The sequence below is a fragment of the Mumia sp. Pv4-285 genome (assembly GCF_041320275.1).
Lineage (GTDB): Bacteria > Actinomycetota > Actinomycetes > Propionibacteriales > Nocardioidaceae > Mumia > Mumia qirimensis.
Genome location: NZ_CP162023.1, coordinates 1,149,673 through 1,167,867 on the forward strand (window position 1 = coordinate 1,149,673; position 18,195 = coordinate 1,167,867).

Consider the following 18,195-nt stretch of genomic DNA (forward strand, 5'->3'; position numbering starts at 1 on the left):
CGTCAGCCCTCACTTCAACTTCGGGTCGAGAGCGTCGCGGAGGTTGTCGCCGATGACGACGAACGACAGCACCGTGGCCATGAGGCAGCCGAGCGGGAAGAGCAGGAGGTACTCGGAGCCACCGGTGAACCACTGCGACCCCTCCTCGATCATGATTCCCCAGCTCACCGCCGGCGGCCGCACGCCGATGCCGAGGAACGCCAGCACCGCCTCGGTGCCGATCACCGCCGCGATCGCCGTCGGGACCAGCGCCGTCACGGTGCCGATCGCGTTGGGGAGGATGTGGCGCACCATGATGCGGAGGTCGGAGGCGCCCATCACGCGTGCCGCCGTGACGTAGTCGAGGTTCTTCGTCTCGAGTACGCTCGCCCGGACGTAGCGGGTGTAGCCCATCCACGCGAACATCGTCAGCACGATCGCGGGCTGCGCGATGGTCGTCACCGGCCCGTCGCCGAGGTCCACGTTGCGGAACAGCGACAGCAGCAGCAACGCGGCGAGCAGCAGCGGGATGACCAGGAAGACCTCGACGATCCGCGAGACGACGGCGTCGACGATGCCGAGGTAGTAGCCGGAGATCGTGCCGAGCGTGACACCGATGAGCACCGACACCGCGACGACGATGAACGCCAGCAGCAGCGACGGTCGGGTGCCGTGCACGAGCTGTGCGAGCACGTCGCAGCCGTACGCGTTCGTGCCGAACGGGTGCTCACCACCGAACCACTGCGGTGGGATGCGCGAGTCGGCGATGTCGCACCGCTGCGGGTCCTTCGACGTGAAGAGGAAGGGGAACAGCGCCACGAGCAGGAAGAAGACGGCGACGATCGTCGCGAGGATGACGTCGGGCCGTCGCCGCAGCGAGCGGAACGCCTCCGACCACAGCGACCGGGACGGGCCGCCGCTCTGGGTCTCCTCCGCGATCAGCGCGGAGACGCTGGGGTCACTCATAGCGGATCCTCGGGTCGAGGGCGGCGTAGACGACGTCGACGACGATCATCACCACCACGGTCACGACGGCCAGCAGCGTCACGATGCCGATGACGACGCTGACGTCGCTGTCCTGGACTGCCTTCCACAGCACGCCGCCCATGCCGTAGATGTTCATCATCCCTTCGGTGATGACGGCACCGGCGAGTGCTTCGGTGAAGACGATGCCGACGGCGGTGACCACCGGGATGGCGGAGTTGCGTACGACGTGGTGCCGCGAGACGTGACGCTCGCTCAGGCCCTTGGACCGAGCCGTACGGACGTGGTCGGCGTTGTAGGTCTCGAGCTGTGCGGCGCGCACCAGGCGGATGAACGCCGCGGAGCCGGCGAGGCCGAGCAGGATGCCTGGGATGATGACGGTCACCCACGCGTGCTGCGGTGAGAAGGACGGTTTGAAGAGCAGCGCCGGGAAGCTGTCCGCGCCGAACGTCTCCTTCGCCCAGCGGCTCGCGGGCACGGAGAAGATGTACTTGTAGACGAGGAGCATCACGAACACCGGCAGGGCGTCGATGAGGATCGACAGACCGCGGATGCCGTGGTCGCTGGCCTTGCCGCGGCGTCGAGCGGCGATGCCGCCGAGCGTCATGCCGATCAGCAGCCAGGTCACGGTCACGACCGCGAAGAGGCGCAGCGTGTTGGGGGCGGCGGTGGAGACGATGTCGGTGACCTCACGTCCGCGGAGGCTCTCGCCGAAGTCGCCCTGCGCGTAGTCGCCGAGCCGCTCCACGAACGGGCCGATGCACGGGTTGCCGAGCTGGTCGTAGCACGGGTCGTCGAGGCCGTAGCGCGCCTCGACAGCGGCCAGCTGCGACGGGCTCGGCGTACGGTCCCCGAAGAACGCCTGGGCCGGGTTGCCGTTGAGCTGGATCGCCAGCGTCGTCAGCAGGTGCAGCAGGAACATCACCAGGAACAGCGTGAGGATGCCCTGGAGCACTCGCCGTGTGATGTAGCGACCCAAGTCTCGCTCATCTCCTCGTCTCGGAGCCGTACGACGCGGGGGAGCGCGACGGACGGCTGGGGGACCGGTGGCCGGTGCCGCGAAGGCACCGGCCACCGGCCGTGATCAGTTGACCTTCAGCTGGCGGAGCTTGACCTCACCGCTGAACGGGTCGAGGACCACGTTGTCGAGCCGGTCGCTGTAGAACATCACGTTCCGACTGAACGCGACCGGTGCCGACGCCATGTCCGACGCGATGACCTTCTCGGCCTCCTGGTACTTCGTGACGGCGCTCTCGAGGTCGGGAGCGCTGTCACCCTCCTTGATGAGGGCCTCGAAGTCGGCGTTGTAGTAGCCGAAGCTCGTGTTGCCCAGCTTGGGATCGCCGCTGGCGTACACGGGCGCGAGGTAGTTCTCGTTCAACGGGTAGTCCGGGAACCAGTTCGCGCGCATGATGCCGGTGAAGTCCCGTGCGGAGCGACGGTCGAAGTAGTCCGGCGTCGGGTCGAGCTCGTACGGGATGCCGAGGTTGAGCTGGATCGAGTCGCCGACGGCCTTGAAGATCGCCTCGCTCTCCTCGTCCTCACCCAGGTGGATGATCAGCTTCTTGTCCTTCGGCCAGCCGCCGGCCTTGGCGAGTGCGGCCTTCGCGGCGGCGGGATCGAACGTGCAGAACTCGCAGGTGCCGGCGACGCCGCCGGGCACGCCGTCCGGGACGACCCAGCTGTCGGCGGCGACGAAGCGGCCCGGGACGACCTTCTCGATGATCGTGTCGCGGTCGATCGCCATCGAGATCGCCTTGCGGAACTCGATGTCGTCGAACGGCTTGCCGAGGTACATCGGGAAGCCGATGTAGGTCAGCGCGGCGCCCGGTCCTTCGACCATGCGCGAGGAGAGGTCGGGATCGCTGACCGCGGCCTGCCACTCGGCGGGCGGCGGGAAGGACGCGTCGACGTCGCCTGCCTCGAAGTCGGCCCAGTCGGAGTCGCCGGAGTACTCGACCCACTCGATGCGGCCGTAGTCAGGAGTCTCCTCGAGGGAGTAGTCGTCCCACTTCGCGGCCGAGAGGCTCTGCCCCTGGTCCCACTCCTCGATCTCGAACGGGCCGTTGCCGATCGGCTTGACCGCGCAGGCCTCGACGTCGTCGATGCACTCCTGCGCAACCGGGAAGAAGCCGGTGTAGCCGAGCATCGTGGCGAAGCCGGCGAACGGGCCGTTGAGCGTCACCTCGAGCGTCTGCGGGTCGACGACCTTGAGGCCGCTGAGCTCCTTGGCGGTCGGCTCGGTGGTGACGGTGACGTTGCCCTCGTCGTCCTCCTCGTACTCGCCCTGCATCTCGTCGTAGCCGGCGAAACGCTCGAAGAAGTAGTTGTTGGCCATCGCGTTCGGTCCGTACGCGGCGTAGTTCCACGCGCGGACGAAGGCGTCGGCATCGACGGGCTCGTCGTTCTGGAACGTGAGGCCGTCCTTGATCTTGATGGTCCAGACCGTGTTGTCGGTCGAGGAGATGTCCTCGGCGACGTAGTTGTAGGGCTTGGTCGTCTTCGGGTCGTAACGGACCAGGCCGTCGTAGACGACGTCGAGGACGCTGATGTTGTCCCCGACGTTGGAGTCCATGGGCAGCAGCGTGTCGACGTCCTGGCTGAGGGTCAGCTTGACAGTCGCATCTCCGTCGCCCTCGGAGTCGTCTCCGTCGCCGCCTCCGCAGCCGGTCACCACCAGGGCCAGGGCCGTGAGCCCCGCAGCCAGTCGAGCAGTCTTCACAGTTGCCTCCAAGAGTGGGCCTCCCATCCGGCCGGGAGGCTGTGTCGATCCTGCCCCACCGAGAGGCGGCGAAGGAACACCCGTAACGAATTCGTAACCGCGATTCTTGGAAAGTTACGCACCGGATACCGCGTGCAGAACACCTTGATTCTTTGATTTCCCAACAGAATCCACCCAGGAAACCGTACGTAAGTTTGGGTTGCCTTCGTTCCGGTACGCTTGCCACGACGGACTCCAGTCCGAGCCCGCCCGCGTACGGAGGATTGATGAAGAGCAGCAACCCCGTCTTTGCCCGCAGCGACGAGTTCAACGGTCGCGCGGCCCAGTCCGGCACCGCCCAGGCCGGATACACCGACCCGAGCACCTGGCAGGTCGGCGGTCAGGCCGACGGCTACGGCGGCGGCTCCGGCCAGCCCCCCTACGGCACCGCCGTCGCCGACCGGATGACGATCGACTCGGTCGTCCAGAAGACCGCACTCACGATCGGACTCACCGCGGTCAGCGCCGCGGTCGTCTGGTTCATGCTCGGCGACATCACCGTCGACGAGAGCAAGCTCGCCACGGCCGGCGCTCTCGCCACCGGCGGCGCGATCATCGGCTTCGTCCTGGCGATGGTCAACTCGTTCAAGAAGGTCATCAGCCCGGCGCTGGTGCTCGCGTACGCCCTGGTCGAGGGCGTGTTCGTCGGCGCCTTCTCCAAGGTCATCTCGTCGTGGGTCGGCGATCCGACGATCGTCGCGCAGGCGGTCCTCGGCACGATCGCCGCGTTCGCCGGCACCTTGTTCGTCTACCGGTTCTTCAACATCAAGGTCACCGACAAGTTCCGCCGCGGCGTGACGGCGGTGCTGTTCGGCTTCGTCGCCGTGCTGCTGGTGAACTTCGTGCTCAGCTTCTTCGGGGCCGACTTCGGGCTTCGCGACATGACGGGCCTCGGCCTGGTCGTCAGCGTCATCGCGGTCGTCCTCGGTGTGCTGTGCCTGATCCTCGACTTCGACTTCGTCGAGAACGGCATCCGTGCCGGCCTCCCGGACCGCGAGTCGTGGCGTGCGGCGTTCGGCCTGACGGTCACGCTGATCTGGCTGTACCTCGAGATCCTGCGGATCCTCGCGATCCTGCGGGGCGACAACTAGCCTGTCGAGACCTCGGCGCCCCGTTCCTCGTCAGAGGGACGGGGCGCTGTGCGTCTCAGCCCTGGCTGCCGTCGAGGTACGCCGCACCCCTCGGCGAGATGCGGTAGCCGACCTCGAGGCTCTCGGTCAGTCCGAGCTCCTTGAGCCGGCGTACTCGTCGTTTGAACACGAAGCGCTCCATGTCGAGCGAAGCGGCGAGCTCGGTCGAGACGACGGCGGGCTGGTCGCGGATGACCTCGAGCGCGGGACGCGTCCACGGCTCGTCCGCCGCGGCGTCCATCCGGGCCAGCCGGCGGTCGAGGTCGGCACGGTCGTCCGCACTCAGGTCCGCGTCCTGACGCAGCGCCACGCGAGGGTCGGCGCCGGCGTACCGGACCGCCACGCGCCACACCTCGCCTTCTACTCGGCGCGCGAGCTTCTTGCGGAGCGTCACGGCGTCGCGCTGTCCTGCCGCGCGGGCGTCGGCGTCGGAGATCGCGTCGGCGTCGACCTGCTCGACGGCACCGAACTCGATGACACCGACCGCGGTGCGCTGCTGACTCCCCGCCTTGACCTGCGGGTGCGTCCATCGCCGGTACGCTCGGTCGACCCGCCCCGAGACGATCCCGTCGAGTGTCGCCCGGTCGAAGATCATGGCCACACCGTACGACCGGGAGGGAGCGGTCCGCGACTGTCAGCGGCGTACGACGCGCAACGCCGCCCAGCGCCCGCGCGGACCGCGGTCGGAGCCGCCCACCTCGGTGCGCGAGACCTCCGTGCCCGGGTTGTCGGCGGCCTCGGCGGCGGCGAACGACACCGGCAGCACGACGCCACCGGGATAGCCGGCGGACTCCTCGTCGTCGTCCCAGACGTCGATGGCGACGGCGACCGACGGCAGCATCGCCGCCACCATGCTGGCGTACCCCGCGACCGACGGGTGGAACCGGTCGTCGCCGAACATCTCGGTCGGCGCGATCCAGAAGTTGCGTTGGAGCAGATCACTGAGCGAGACGGCGCGCCCGCCTGCCTCGACCACCGTGATCATCTGCGCGGCGGCGAGCCGCCGGCTGATCCGGCGCGCGACGAGCCGAAGCGGAATCCCGAGCGGGCGTACGGTGCCCAGGTCGGGGCAGGTGCCCACGACGACCTCGCACCCGTTCTCGCGGAGGGTTCGGACTGCCTCGCCGAGTGCTGCGACGGAGCGGGCGACGCTCTTCACGTGGGTCACGTCGTTGGCGCCGATGACGATCGCGGCGACCTGCGGTCTGGACGGCAGCGCGAGCTCGATCTGGCCGGCGAGGTCCGACGAGACCGCGCCGACGACGGCTTGGCTCATGACCTCGACTGGGCGGCCTGCGATCTGCGACAGACCGGCTGCGAACAGGGCGGGAGGGGTGTCTTCGGCTCGCGTCATGCCGTACCCGACCCCGGTCGAGTCGCCGAGCATCACGAAGCGGATCGGGTCACCGAGCAGGTCGGCGCCGTACACCCCGTCGGGCGACGGTGGGCGCGCGTCCGAGACCCCGATCGCCTTGCGTGCGTGCCCCGCCTGGAGCCTGAGGATGCCGAAGGCACTGCCACCGAGCAGCCCGAGGACGCCGAGGCCCTTGCCGCCGACGACGGCGGCTGCTGCGAGGTTGCGTGCCGCCCGTGCTCGAGTCATCGCCCCGGGCCACCGTTCCTCTCCGATCTACACTGCGAGTGTGGACTACGCTAACGCGCTGCTTGACCTCGTCGGCAACACGCCGCTGGTCAAGCTCAGGAGAGTGACCGACGACGCACCGGGCCTCGTGCTCGCCAAGGTCGAGTACTTCAACCCGGGCGGGAGCGTGAAGGACCGCATCGCCACCCGGATGGTCGAGGCCGCGGAGGAGGCCGGCGAGCTCAAGCCCGGCGGCACGATCGTGGAGCCGACGAGCGGCAACACCGGTGTCGGGCTGGCGATGGTGGCTCAGGAGAAGGGCTACCACTGCGTCTTCGTGTGCCCGGACAAGGTGAGCGAGGACAAGCGCAACGTCCTCAAGGCGTACGGCGCCGAGGTCGTGGTGTGCCCGACGGCCGTGCCGCCGGAGCACCCGGGCTCCTACTACTCGGTCTCCGACCGTCTCGTGCGCGAGATCGAAGGCGCCTGGAAGCCCAACCAGTACGCCAACACGAACAACCCGCGCGCTCACTACGAGACCACCGGCCCTGAGCTGTGGGAGCAGACCGAGGGGCGCATCACGCACTTCGTCGCGGGCATCGGCACGGGCGGCACGATCTCCGGGACCGGGCGCTACCTCAACGAGGTGAGCGACGGACGGGTGCAGGTCGTCGGAGCCGACCCGCACGGGTCGGTCTACTCGGGCGGGACGGGTCGGCCGTACCTCGTCGAGGGCGTCGGCGAGGACTTCTGGCCCGACACGTACGACCGTGAGGTGGCCGACCGCATCATCGAGGTCAGCGACGCCGACTCGTTCGCGATGACGCGCCGTCTCGCCCGCGAGGAGGCGATGCTCGTCGGCGGTTCGGCGGGCATGGCCGCCGCCGCGGCAGTGCGCCTCGCCCACGAGCTGGATGATCCCGACGCGGTGATCGTGGTGCTCCTGCCGGACGGTGGCCGCGGCTACCTGACGAAGGTGTTCGACGACGAGTGGCTCTCCCGGTACGGGTTCCTGGCCCCGCCGCGCGGCGAGAAGCATGTCGGCGACCTGCTCCGAGGCAAGGACGGGCGCCTCCCCGACCTGGTGCACACGCACCCGCACGAGTCGGTGGCCGAGGCGGTGAAGATCCTCCGCGAGTACGGCGTCTCGCAGATGCCGGTGCTGCTCGCGGAGCCTCCGGTGCGGGCGGCCGAGGTCGCGGGCGCGGTGAGCGAGCGCGACCTCTTGGACAAGCTCTTCCACGGTGTCGCGTCGCTCTCGGACATGGTCGAGGAGCACATGGCGCCGCCGCTGCCGAGCGTCGGCGCCGGTGAGCCCGTCGAGGAGGCGGTCGCGGAGCTCGAGAACGCCGACGCCGTGCTCGTGCACGACGACGGCGACCCGGTGGGCGTGCTGACCCGGCAGGACCTGTTGGGGTACGTCGCCACGCTCTGACCCGACCCCCTGGGCGAGTTCTCCCATCTCGCGTGCGCATGTCCGAAAGTGCGGCATGATGCAGAGGTCTGCCGTGCGTTGCTCGGCGGGCGATCTGGATTGGGGGATCCATGGTCGGAGGCAGCCCTTCGGGTCGCTGGCGGCGGTTTGCCGCTGTGCTGGGCGCGGTCGCGCTGACGGCTGGATTGAGCGCGGTCGCGGCGCCGGCTCCGGCGGTGCTGCCTGACCTGGTCGTGCCGCAGGCAGTTCCACCGGCGACCGGCAACAACGCGGTGATCACCGTGAAGGTCGGCGGGAGCCGTACGGGCTCGAGCGGCGTCTCGAGCCTGAGCGGCGTCCAGCTCGGCTTCTACGACAACGCGACCGGCGGGACTCCAGCGTTCACGTGCACGTCCGACGCCGACGGCGACTGCTCGATCGTCGTGCCCGACACCCAGGCCATCGGTGGATCGAACCGGAACCGGCGCTTCTGGGTGCGCCAGGTCGCAGCGCCGACCGGGTGGTACACGAACCCGTCACTCGGGACGGGAGAGACCGTCGCCAGCGATCCGTACCGCTTCCAGACCGGGACGACGCTGCAGAACGGCCAGACCTACAGCTCGACCGTGAACTTCATGATCGGTACCGGCAACACGAACAACGAGGCCTCGGGCGGCGTCTGGCAGAACTCGCTGGCCAACCCGGTGTTCCCCGCCCAGTGCGGGGTCAACGTCGCGATCGTCCACGACCTCTCCAACTCCGTCACGGACGCACAGCTGGTCGGTCTGAAGGCGGCGAGCGCGGCCTTCGTCGACTCGCTCACCGGGACGCCGTCCGCCGTCAGCTCGTTCACGTTCGCGAGCAGCGCGCCGGCTGCGGGTGCAGCGAACGCGACCTTCCCGCTCACGTCCGTCGCGACCCCCGGAGGGGCGACCGCCGTCAAGGCCAGCATCGCCGGGATCACCAAGCCCGGCGGAGCCGGCGGCGGCACGAACTGGGACCGTGGGTTCGCCCAGGTCGCCGAGTCGACGACAGAGTTCGACGTCGCGGTCATCATCACGGACGGCAACCCGACCTACTACGGACAGAACGTCGAGGGCCCGGGGTCCAGGACGCGGTTCCGCGAGGTGGAGAACGGCATCTTCTCGGCCAACGCCATCAAGGCGAAGAACACGAGGGTGATCGCGTTCGGTGTGGGCGACGGTGTCAGCAACACCGGCAGCGGACTGAACCTTCGATCGATCTCGGGACCCAACCTTGGCTCCGACTACTACCAGACGGCCAACTACGTCGAGGCCGGTCAGCAGCTCCGCGCGCTCGCGCTCGGTTCGTGCCTGGGATCGGTCTCCGTCGTCAAGCAGATCGTGCCGCCGACGGCGCCTCCGGGATCGACGGCGGGCGCCGTAGCGGCTCCCGGCTGGGAATTCGCCGCCGAGACCTTCTCGTCGTCGGTCATTGTGACCCCGCCCGCCTCCAGGACGACCGGTGCGACCGGCGCTGTGAACTTTCCGCTCGAGTTCACCGGAGGGGTCACGTCCGGCACCGTGGGTTTCGCCGAGACCCAACAGGCGGGTTTCACGCTCCAGCAGGTCAACGGGAACAACGCGACCTGTACGAGGACGGACACAGGGGCTGCGGTTCCGTCGACGAACTCGGGGGCCCTCGGGTTCCTGGTGACGGCGAACAGCGCCTTCCCGATCACCTGCACGGTCTACAACCGCGCACCCGACCCACCCGCGACGGTCACTGTGAACAAGACGTGGGTGATCAACGGCACCGCATTCGCGGATGGGACCCAACCTGAGGGTCTCGTTGCCAACGGGACGCTGAACGGCACGACCGTGCCGTGGGGCGCGGCGCAGGTCGGCTTCTTCCTGAACGACGAGGTGGCGATCGGCGAGACGGTCGACCTCACGACCCGTACCGGTTGCACGCTCGTCTCGCAGCAGCTCACCTCGCGCAACGGTGCGACCGTGTCGATCGACCTGCCGGCCGAGGAGACCCTGACAGCGGCTGTGAACACGTACACGATCACGAACGTGCTCACGTGCGTCTCCACGCTGACGCTCGCGAAGGAGGTGCGTGGCGCCGTCGCCGATCCCACGCTGTGGACCTTGACGTCGATCGCCCCCGCGGGCGCACTCACCGGACCCGCAGGCGCGAGCGGGAGCGCTGGCGTGACGTCGGTCGACGTGACGCCCGGCGTCCGCTACGGGCTGACCGAGTCCGGGGGCGACCTGAACTTCATCCAGTTCGTCGACTCCAATGCGGTGATCCCGCCTGGCAACTCCGGGAGCTGGACCTGTCAGCAGGTCGGACCCGACGGCGAGGTCATCCCGGGCTACGGTGACGGCCTGAACGGCGGCGTGAACGTGCCGGTCGGCTACGACGTCCGGTGTACGACCTTCAACGACGGCGCTCGACTCGCACTGAGCAAGCTCGTCGTCAACGCCTACGGCGGCAGCGCCGTGCCGTCCGACTGGTCGCTCACGGCAACTCCGCTCAACGGGCCAGCAGGGCTCGAGCCCGTCACGGTGACGGGCTCGGCCGTTCTCGTGCCGTTCAACATCCGGCCAGGGGTCATCTACCGGATCACCGAGTCCGGCGGACCTGCGGGCTACGCGCCCATCGGGCCACCCACCTGCCAGATCGCGCAGGGCGAGCCTCGCGATGTCGACACCGTCACCGTCCCGCCGCTGTTCATCGGCTCCTGCACGTTCACCAACCGGGAGCAGCCGGCTTTCCTGACGCTCGTCAAAGAGGTCACCAACGACAACGGCGGGACAGCAGAGCCAGGGGACTGGACGTTGTCCGCCGACGGGATGAGCCCGATCTCCGGCGTCTCGGGCTCGCCCGAGGTGACCGACGCGCAGATCGCTCCCGGACAGTACCTGCTCGCCGAGTCCGGGGGGCCGGGCGGATACACGGCGGGTGACTGGGAGTGCGAGGGCGGTGACCTCGCTGGCTCGGTCGTCACCGTTCCGAGCGGCGGGAACGTCACGTGCACGATCGTCAACGACGACGAACCCGGCTCGTTGACGTTGGTGAAGACCGTCACGAACGACGACGGGGGTACGGCCGAGGCGACGGAGTGGACCCTGTCCGCGGTCGGACCGACGACGGGGATCACGGGACCGACCGGGTCGCCCACCGTCACGAACGTGACCGTGAGCGCCGGTTCGTATGCGCTCGCCGAGACCGGGCCCGGCGGCTACACGGCATCCGTGTGGTCGTGCGTCGGTCCGGACGGCGCACTTCCCGTCGTGGCCGGCGTTGTCTCGGTCGCCAACGGTGCCGACGTGACCTGCACGGTCGTGAACGACGACGACCCCGGCACGTTGACCTTGGTCAAGGAGGTCGTCAACGACAACGGCGGCACGGCCGAGGCGACGGAGTGGACGCTGTCGGCTGACGGCCCGACCACCGGGATCGAGGGTCCGACAGGTGACGGCGCGGTCACCGCAGTGACCGTGTCGGCAGGCGACTATGTGCTGTCGGAAGCTGATGGGCCTGTCGGATACACCGCGTCGGACTGGGACTGCGGCGAGGCCGAGCTAGAGGACGCAACGGTCACCGTCCCGAACGGCGGCGCCGTCACCTGCACGATCACCAACGACGACCAACCAGGTGAGCTGACCCTGGTCAAGACGGTCACGAACGACAACGGCGGCACGGCGCTCCCGACTGCGTGGACGCTCGGCGCGGCCGGTCCGACTCCCATCACGGGAACGACCGGCTCCGACGCGGTGACCGGCGCGACGGTCGACGCCGGTGACTACACGCTCTCGGAGTCCGGCGGCCCGGACGGCTACACCGCGGGCGAGTGGGACTGCGGCGACGCGACCATCGAGGACGGAGTCGTCACTGTCCCGAACGGCGCTGACGTGACGTGCACGATCAACAACGACGACCAGCCCGGAACGTTGACACTGGTGAAGGAGGTCGTGAACGACAACGGCGGTACGGCGGAGGCCACGGAATGGACGTTGTCGGCGGAGGGTCCGACCACCGGCATCGAGGGGCCGACGGGTGACGACGCGGTCACCGCTGTCGACGTGACTGCCGGCGAGTACTCGCTGCTGGAGGACGACGGCCCCGATGGGTACACCGCGACGGACTGGGACTGCGAGGACGCCGAGCTGGAGGGCGCAACGGTCACCGTCCCGAACGGCGGCGCCGTCACCTGCACGATCACCAACAACGACCAACCGGGTGAGCTGACCCTGGTGAAGACGGTCACGAACGATAACGGCGGCACGGCGGAGGCGACGGACTGGACGCTTGCTGCTGACGGGCCGACGGAGGGGGTCGAGGGCTCTCTCGGCGATCCTGAAGTAACCAATGCCGCGGTCTCGGCGGGCGACTACACGCTCTCCGAGTCGGGCGGCCCCGACGGCTACGCAGCAGGCGACTGGGACTGTGGCGCCGCGACCGTGGTGGATGGTGTCGTCACGGTCCCCCTCGACACTGCGGTGACGTGCACGATCAACAACGACGACGAGCCGGGGACGTTGACGCTCGTCAAGGAGGTCGTCAACGACGACGGGGGTTCGGCGGAGCCGACGGACTGGACGCTGACGGCGGACGGTCCGACAGACGGTGTCGAAGGCGTCACCGGCGACCCGGCCGTGACCGACGCAACGGTGGACGCGGGGTCGTACGACCTGTCCGAGTCTGATGGCCCGCTGCTCTACGCCGCCGGCGACTGGACGTGCGAGGGCGGCTCGGTCACGGGCGCGTCGGTGGTGGTCCCGAACGGCGGAGACGTCACCTGCACGATCGTCAACACGCACACCGCGTCGCGGCTGACGCTGGTGAAGGTGGTCGTGAACGACGACGGTGGCACGGCGGTCGCGACGGACTGGACGTTGTCGGCGGACGGTCCGACCCCGGTCTCCGGCGCGACCGGCGACGACGCCGTCACGACCGTCTTCGTCGGCGCAGGCGACTACGCCCTGTCCGAGACCGGTCCTGACGGCTACACCGCCTCCGACTGGGTGTGCACGAACCGCGGCGACCCGATCACCCTCGACGGGGCGACCGTGACGCTCGCCGCGCGGGACGACGTGACCTGCACGATCACGAACGACGACGACGCGACACCCCCGGCGAGCACCTGGACCGTCGTCAAGTCGAGCGACCCGCCGTCGGGTTCGAAGGTCGATCCGGGCGACGTCGTCACGTACACGGTGCGGGCTGGGGTCGTCTCCGGCACGAGCGTGGACGGCGTCACCGTGGTCGACGACCTCTCGAACGTCCTCGTGCACGCAAGCCTGGTCGGCGGCAGCATCACCGCGAGCGCGGGATCGACGGCCCTCTCAGGCTCGTCGCTGACCTGGAACATCGGGACGTTGACCGGGACGCAGACCCTGACCTACAAGGTGACGGTCGCGGGCGACGCCGAGGACGTGGTGCTGCGCAACGTGGTCACCGGTGACGGTGCGCAGCCGTGCCCGCCCGAGGGCCCTGACCTCTCGTCCTCCCGTGCGGCGGCGCAGGAGGACTGCCGTACGACCACGCACGAGACACCGCCCAGGGCGACACCCACGACGCCGGACGGGCCAGGGCTTCCCGATGCCGGAGGCCCCGCGGGCTGGATCTCAGTGGCCGCGCTGCTGATGATGCTGACAGGCGGATGGCTGCTGGCGTGGCGGCGGCGTCGCGGAGCGAGGCTGGTGGACCAGAACTAGGCGGCCGGTTCTCGTCAGGGCGCCGGGACGGGGGCGGCGACGACCACCGTGTTCGAGCGATAACCCTCGCCGTCCCAGTCCTCGCACGTGATCAGCAGCAGGCGTGGGGTGCCGGTCCGCCGGAACAGGCGCGCGGACTTCGCCGCGAGGGCCGCCCGGTCGTACGTCTCCACCCGGCGGACCTCGTAGCGCACGACACCGCGTCGCGTCCGGACGGCGACCCGCGCGCCCTCGTCGAGAGTCCCGAGGTCGTCGAACGCACCTCCGCCGGTGTGGACGGTGTGACCGGCGACGACGACGGTGCCCTTCGCGGCGCCGGGGCGCGCCCCGGCGTCCCACCAGCCGACGGTGGACGCATCGGGTGGCGGGGTGAGGACTCCGTCGACCGCGCTCATCGGGGCGACCGGTGCGTCGACGCCGAGCTCGGGGACGCTCACCGACACCGGCAGGGCAGCGCGTCCTGCGGGCAGCGTCCGGGTGGGAGCCGGAGCGAGCGGAGACTTTGCGGTCTCCGGCGCTCTCGTCTCGGCGGGGATCTCGCCCGCCCCGACACCGTCGAAGGATGCGGAGGCGCCGTAGGCCACCCAGAGGCACAGGAGGCCCGCGGCACCCGCGACGACACCGACCACCGTCCGTACGCGGGCGCGTGCCCGGCGACGGGCACGCGCCTCGCGGCGGACGGCGACGAGGTCAGGCTCGGTGGTCACCGCGCTTGCGCATCCGCATCAGCAGACCCGACGCCGCCAGGAGCGCGGCACCGGCGAGACCGGCCACCGTCGCGATCGACGTCGTGGAACCCGGCGTCGTGCTGCTCGTCAGGCCTGCGTCGACGGCGGTCGGCGCGCCGGACTCGTCGTCGCCCGCGACGTCCTGGTCGTCGTCGCCGGAGTCGTCGCCGGAGTCGTCGTCACCCGGTGCCGTCTCGGTGGCCGACGCGACGCCCTGGGAGGGGGTCGTGCTGGTTGCCGGCGTGGTGGGCTCCGTGGTCGGCCCCGTCGTCGGCGGAGTCGTGGGAGGTGTCGTGCTCGTCTCCGGGGCGGTCGGCTCCGTCGTCGGCGGAGTCGTCGGCGGTGTCGCCGTTGCGGTCGGCGTCGGGGAAGCCGTCGGCGTCGGCGACACGATGTCGACGTACACCAGGGAGTAGTGGCTCACGTCCTTGCCGGACGGGTGGGTGATGGTGACGGTCTTCGCGGGCGCCTCAAGCTCGACGTACTCGATCCCGGCGTCGCTCCTGTCCGACCCGGCCTTGACGCAGTAGCCGGCGATGAGCTTGCCCTCAGGGGCGGTGACGGTGACGGACTCGTGGTCGCCCTGGACGTCGATCTTGCCCGAGTCGAGAGCCTCGCAGACGCTCTGACCCGAGGTGGCGGAGACGGTGGCATGGGCGGGGGCGGAGACCAGGAGCGCAGGGAGCAGCGCCAGTCCCGCCACCGCGACGGACTTCTTTGCGGAAGGCACGGTGGTTCGACTTCTTCCTCGACCCGTCACGCCGCGGGGGTAGGCAGCGATGGGTCGACCGGGGGGTTGGTCGTGCAGACCGCACCCGAAGCGTCCGGGTGCGGCTGACCCAACCTAGGGCAACCGAACTGTCGGCCGCCACCCTCTGGGAGCCTTTCTGCGTCCACCGCGTACTCGGCGCCCGAGGCCGGGTGGCAGAGTGAGCGCATGGAGCTGCGCATCTTCACCGAGCCACAGCAGGGCGCCACGTACGACGACCTCCTGGCGGTCGCTCGGACGGCCGAGGAACAGGGCTTCGGTGCCTTCTTCCGGTCCGACCACTACCTCGCCATGGGGGACGGTCAGGGGCTGCCCGGGCCGACGGACGCCTGGACGACGCTGGCCGGGCTCGCGCGCGACACGAGCACGATCCGGCTCGGCACGTTGATGACGTCGGCGACGTTCCGCCACCCCGGGGTCCTTGCGATCCAGGTGGCGCAGGTCGACCAGATGAGTGGTGGGCGTGCCGAGATCGGCATCGGCGCGGGCTGGTTCGCGGCGGAGCACGAGGCGTACGGCATCCCGTTCCCTGCGACCGGCGAGCGCTTCGACCGGTTCGAGGAGCAGCTGGCGATCCTCACCGGGCTGTGGGAGACCCCGGTCGGTGAGCGTTTCGACCACGACGGCAAGCACTACACCCTCGTCGACTCGCCGGCGTTGCCGAAGCCGGTGCAGTCCCCGCGGCCTCCCGTGCTCATCGGGGGCAAGGGCGCCCGGCGGACCCCCGCGCTGGCTGCCCGATACGCCGACGAGTTCAACCTCCCCTTCGTCCCGGTCGCCGAGCATCGTGCGATGTACGACCGGGTGCGCGCGGCCTGCGACGATGTCGACCGCGATCCCGACGACCTGACCTACTCGAGCGCGCTGGTGGTGTGCTGCGGACGTGACGACGCCGAGGTCGTACGACGCGCCGCCGCGATCGGCCGCGACGTCGACGAGCTTCGCGTCAACGGTCTCTGCGGCACGCCCGACGAGGTGGCCGAACGGATCTCCGCCTACGCCGGGGCAGGGTCGGAGCGCGTCTACCTCCAGGTGCTCGACCTAGCCGACCTCGACCACGTCGCGCTGCTCGGCGAGCAGGTCCTGCCGGCGGTCACCGATGTCTGAGTCGCACTCCTCGGTCCCCAACCTGCGCGACCTTGGTGGTCTCCCGACCGAGGACGGTGCGACGACGTCGTACGGCGTGCTGTTCCGGTCGGCGATGCCGAGCGCCGAGGACCGTGGGCTCGACGGCGTCCCGTGGCCGCCGAGCCTCGTGCTCGACCTTCGGTCGTCGGCGGAGTCCGGTCCGGACCACCCGCTCGCCGGCGCCGGTGCGACGGTCCGCCAGATCTCGCTCCTGGAGGCACTCCGTCCCGACGGTCCCCAGTCCGCGAGCCCTGAGGTCGTCGCGCGCATGGCGAGCGGCGGGCTGGAGGCGCTCTACCTCGGCATGCTCGAGGTTGCCCGGGCGGAGCTGGCACAGGTCGCCACGCTGGTCGCCGACCACGACGGAGCGACGCTGCTGCACTGTGCTGCCGGCAAGGACCGCACCGGCGTCGCGGTGGCGATGCTGCTCCGTACGGCGGGTGTCGAGCGCGACGCGGTCGTGAAGGACTACCTGGCGACCGGAGCCGCCATGGATGCGGTGCTCCAGCGGCTGCGGCTGGCGCCGCCGTTGGACGTGTCGAGGCCCGCTCCCCGGTCGTACCTGGCGATTCCGCAGGAGGCGATCGACGCCGTGCTCGACGTGTGGGACGCGCACCCCGGCGGCACCGCTGGATGGCTGCACGACGCGGGCGCGGAGGCGGACGTGATCGATCGGGTCCGTGCGCGGCTGGTCGACTGACCGCGAGGGAGCGTCGCCTCACGTGAATCTCGCTTTGTAACAGAGGGTTGCAGTACAGGTTACTTCTCAGTATGTTCGTGACCCACGACACAGACGGCCCTGCCCCGAGGGCAACCCCGCGAAGTGCCGTCCGACTGGGAGGGAGACCCATGTCCATCCACAAGCGCCTTGCAGGCGTTGCCGCTGTCGGCGCCCTGATCTTCGGCGGCCTCGCAGCGAGCACCGCCCCGGCCAACGCCCAGCCCGTCACGCTGCCGATCACCGGCACGACGACGGTCGCCGCACAGAACGCCACGCTGACGATCCCCGAGGGCGCGACCCTCACGGGTGACTTCAACTTCGGACCGCCGATCTCGGTGGTCGGCGACGTCAACATCCCGACGATCAACGCCGAGATCCGACTCCTCGGCATCCCCGGCCTCGGCGACACCACCTCCAAGGTGAACCTCGTCCAGACCGCGCAGACCAAGGCGTCGGTCGGTGAGGGTGGCATCGTCAACGTCGACCTGACCTTCCGCCTCGACGTCCCCCGGGTCTCCTCCGACCTCCTGCCGTTCCTCAACATCGTGCGCAGCGGCTGCCACACCGGCGAGATCAAGACCACGCTGCAGTCGACCTCGCCGTTCTCGCTGACCGAGCCGGTCAGCCTCGAGGGCGAGTTCACCATCCCGAAGTTCGAGGGCTGTGGTTTCAAGATCGGCCCGACGAGCGGCCGCGACCTGCTGCTGACCTCGCTCCTCGCGGGCCCCGGCAACACCATGTCGCTCCAGGCTGGCCCGATCCAGTTCTGAGCACCACGACTGAGCTCCGCGCGTGATCTGCCCACGGTCACGCGCGGAGCTCGACGAACCACTGGGTCCGGTGTCCGGGAGGGACGGCACCGGACCCAGTGTCGTGCTCGGACACGGCGAGCCTTGCCTTAGCCCGCGCGCTCACAGTCTTGCCTTACGTCTGACCCCCGGGCCTAGCCTGAGGTCACGGTCATCGATCAGGGGGTACGGCATGAGTGTCATGGAGCTTCCCGAGGTCAACGAGTGCGCAGCCGACGGCTGTTCCTACAACCACGAGCACGCCTGCCACGCAGGAGCGATCACCATCTCCGGGAGCCCGCACGACGCTACGTGCGGCACGTTCATCGATCTGGGAGCGAGCGGCGGGCTGGCCAAGATGGTGGCGCGCGTCGGAGCATGCCACCGTACGGACTGTGTTCACAACGACGAGCTCGAGTGCAGCGCCGACGCGATCCGGGTGGGTCCGGGCAAGGACAAGGCGGACTGCCTCACCTACCAGATGCGGGTCTGAGCCTCGCGTCCCGATCCGAGCACCGCAG

Annotated in this window: 14 protein-coding genes; 7 read left to right on the forward strand and 7 right to left on the reverse strand. The window is 69.6% G+C overall.

Features of this window, described 5'->3' with window-relative positions:
• Window positions 1-9: 9 nt before the first annotated feature.
• The 3 genes from AB3M34_RS05540 to AB3M34_RS05550 form a co-directional block, all read right to left on the reverse strand.
• The gene (locus AB3M34_RS05540) at window positions 10-945 is read right to left on the reverse strand and encodes an ABC transporter permease (protein WP_370618089.1); all 936 of its coding nucleotides are present in this window, start codon (window positions 943-945) and stop codon (window positions 10-12) included.
• Window positions 938-1,942 (reverse strand): ABC transporter permease, encoded by a 1,005-nt coding sequence (locus tag AB3M34_RS05545; protein ID WP_370618090.1) that lies wholly within the window; start codon window positions 1,940-1,942, stop codon window positions 938-940. Before AB3M34_RS05545 ends, AB3M34_RS05540 begins: the two co-directional genes overlap by 8 nt.
• Before the next feature lie 105 nt (window positions 1,943-2,047).
• Window positions 2,048-3,685, reverse strand: a complete 1,638-nt coding sequence (locus AB3M34_RS05550) for a peptide ABC transporter substrate-binding protein (protein WP_370618091.1) — start codon at window positions 3,683-3,685, stop codon at window positions 2,048-2,050.
• A gap of 266 nt (window positions 3,686-3,951) precedes the next feature.
• Between AB3M34_RS05550 and AB3M34_RS05555 the strand changes: the two genes are divergently transcribed.
• On the forward strand, window positions 3,952-4,815 hold the full coding sequence (locus tag AB3M34_RS05555; protein WP_370618092.1) for a Bax inhibitor-1/YccA family protein: 864 nt from the start codon (window positions 3,952-3,954) through the stop codon (window positions 4,813-4,815).
• A 55-nt stretch (window positions 4,816-4,870) separates the two neighbouring features.
• On the opposite strand, the gene AB3M34_RS05560 is transcribed toward AB3M34_RS05555, so the two are convergent.
• Both AB3M34_RS05560 and AB3M34_RS05565 read right to left on the reverse strand, forming a co-directional pair.
• Window positions 4,871-5,449, reverse strand: coding sequence for a hypothetical protein (locus AB3M34_RS05560; protein WP_370618093.1), 579 nt, complete (start codon window positions 5,447-5,449; stop codon window positions 4,871-4,873).
• 39 nt (window positions 5,450-5,488) lie between these two features.
• Window positions 5,489-6,457 carry an SGNH/GDSL hydrolase family protein gene (locus tag AB3M34_RS05565; RefSeq protein ID WP_370618094.1) on the reverse strand — a complete coding sequence of 323 codons (969 nt, stop codon included), beginning with the start codon at window positions 6,455-6,457 and terminating at the stop codon, window positions 5,489-5,491.
• 40 nt (window positions 6,458-6,497) lie between these two features.
• Between AB3M34_RS05565 and AB3M34_RS05570 the strand changes: the two genes are divergently transcribed.
• Both AB3M34_RS05570 and AB3M34_RS05575 read left to right on the forward strand, forming a co-directional pair.
• Window positions 6,498-7,871 carry a cystathionine beta-synthase gene (locus tag AB3M34_RS05570; RefSeq protein WP_370618095.1) on the forward strand — a complete coding sequence of 458 codons (1,374 nt, stop codon included), beginning with the start codon at window positions 6,498-6,500 and terminating at the stop codon, window positions 7,869-7,871.
• 110 nt (window positions 7,872-7,981) lie between these two features.
• Window positions 7,982-13,540 carry a hypothetical protein gene (locus AB3M34_RS05575; RefSeq protein ID WP_370618096.1) on the forward strand — a complete coding sequence of 1,853 codons (5,559 nt, stop codon included), beginning with the start codon at window positions 7,982-7,984 and terminating at the stop codon, window positions 13,538-13,540.
• 14 nt (window positions 13,541-13,554) lie between these two features.
• On the opposite strand, the gene AB3M34_RS05580 is transcribed toward AB3M34_RS05575, so the two are convergent.
• Window positions 13,555-14,247, reverse strand: coding sequence for a class F sortase (locus tag AB3M34_RS05580; RefSeq protein WP_370618097.1), 693 nt, complete (start codon window positions 14,245-14,247; stop codon window positions 13,555-13,557).
• Window positions 14,231-14,998 carry a hypothetical protein gene (locus AB3M34_RS05585; RefSeq protein WP_370618098.1) on the reverse strand — a complete coding sequence of 256 codons (768 nt, stop codon included), beginning with the start codon at window positions 14,996-14,998 and terminating at the stop codon, window positions 14,231-14,233. The genes AB3M34_RS05580 and AB3M34_RS05585 overlap by 17 nt, the downstream gene beginning before the upstream one ends.
• 207 nt (window positions 14,999-15,205) lie before the next feature.
• Here AB3M34_RS05585 and AB3M34_RS05590 point away from each other — a divergent pair, with 207 nt between their 5' ends.
• From AB3M34_RS05590 to AB3M34_RS05605, 4 genes are all read left to right on the forward strand, one after another.
• On the forward strand, window positions 15,206-16,144 hold the full coding sequence (locus AB3M34_RS05590; RefSeq protein ID WP_370618099.1) for an LLM class F420-dependent oxidoreductase: 939 nt from the start codon (window positions 15,206-15,208) through the stop codon (window positions 16,142-16,144).
• Window positions 16,137-16,865, forward strand: a complete 729-nt coding sequence (locus tag AB3M34_RS05595; RefSeq protein ID WP_370618100.1) for a tyrosine-protein phosphatase — start codon at window positions 16,137-16,139, stop codon at window positions 16,863-16,865. The genes AB3M34_RS05590 and AB3M34_RS05595 overlap by 8 nt, the downstream gene beginning before the upstream one ends.
• Window positions 16,866-17,014: 149 nt before the next feature.
• Window positions 17,015-17,656 carry a hypothetical protein gene (locus AB3M34_RS05600; protein ID WP_370618101.1) on the forward strand — a complete coding sequence of 214 codons (642 nt, stop codon included), beginning with the start codon at window positions 17,015-17,017 and terminating at the stop codon, window positions 17,654-17,656.
• Window positions 17,657-17,867: 211 nt separating this feature from the next.
• Entirely contained in the window at window positions 17,868-18,167 is a 300-nt protein-coding gene (locus AB3M34_RS05605; RefSeq protein WP_370618102.1) for a DUF1540 domain-containing protein, read from the forward strand.
• The last annotated feature ends 28 nt before the right edge of the window (window positions 18,168-18,195 follow it).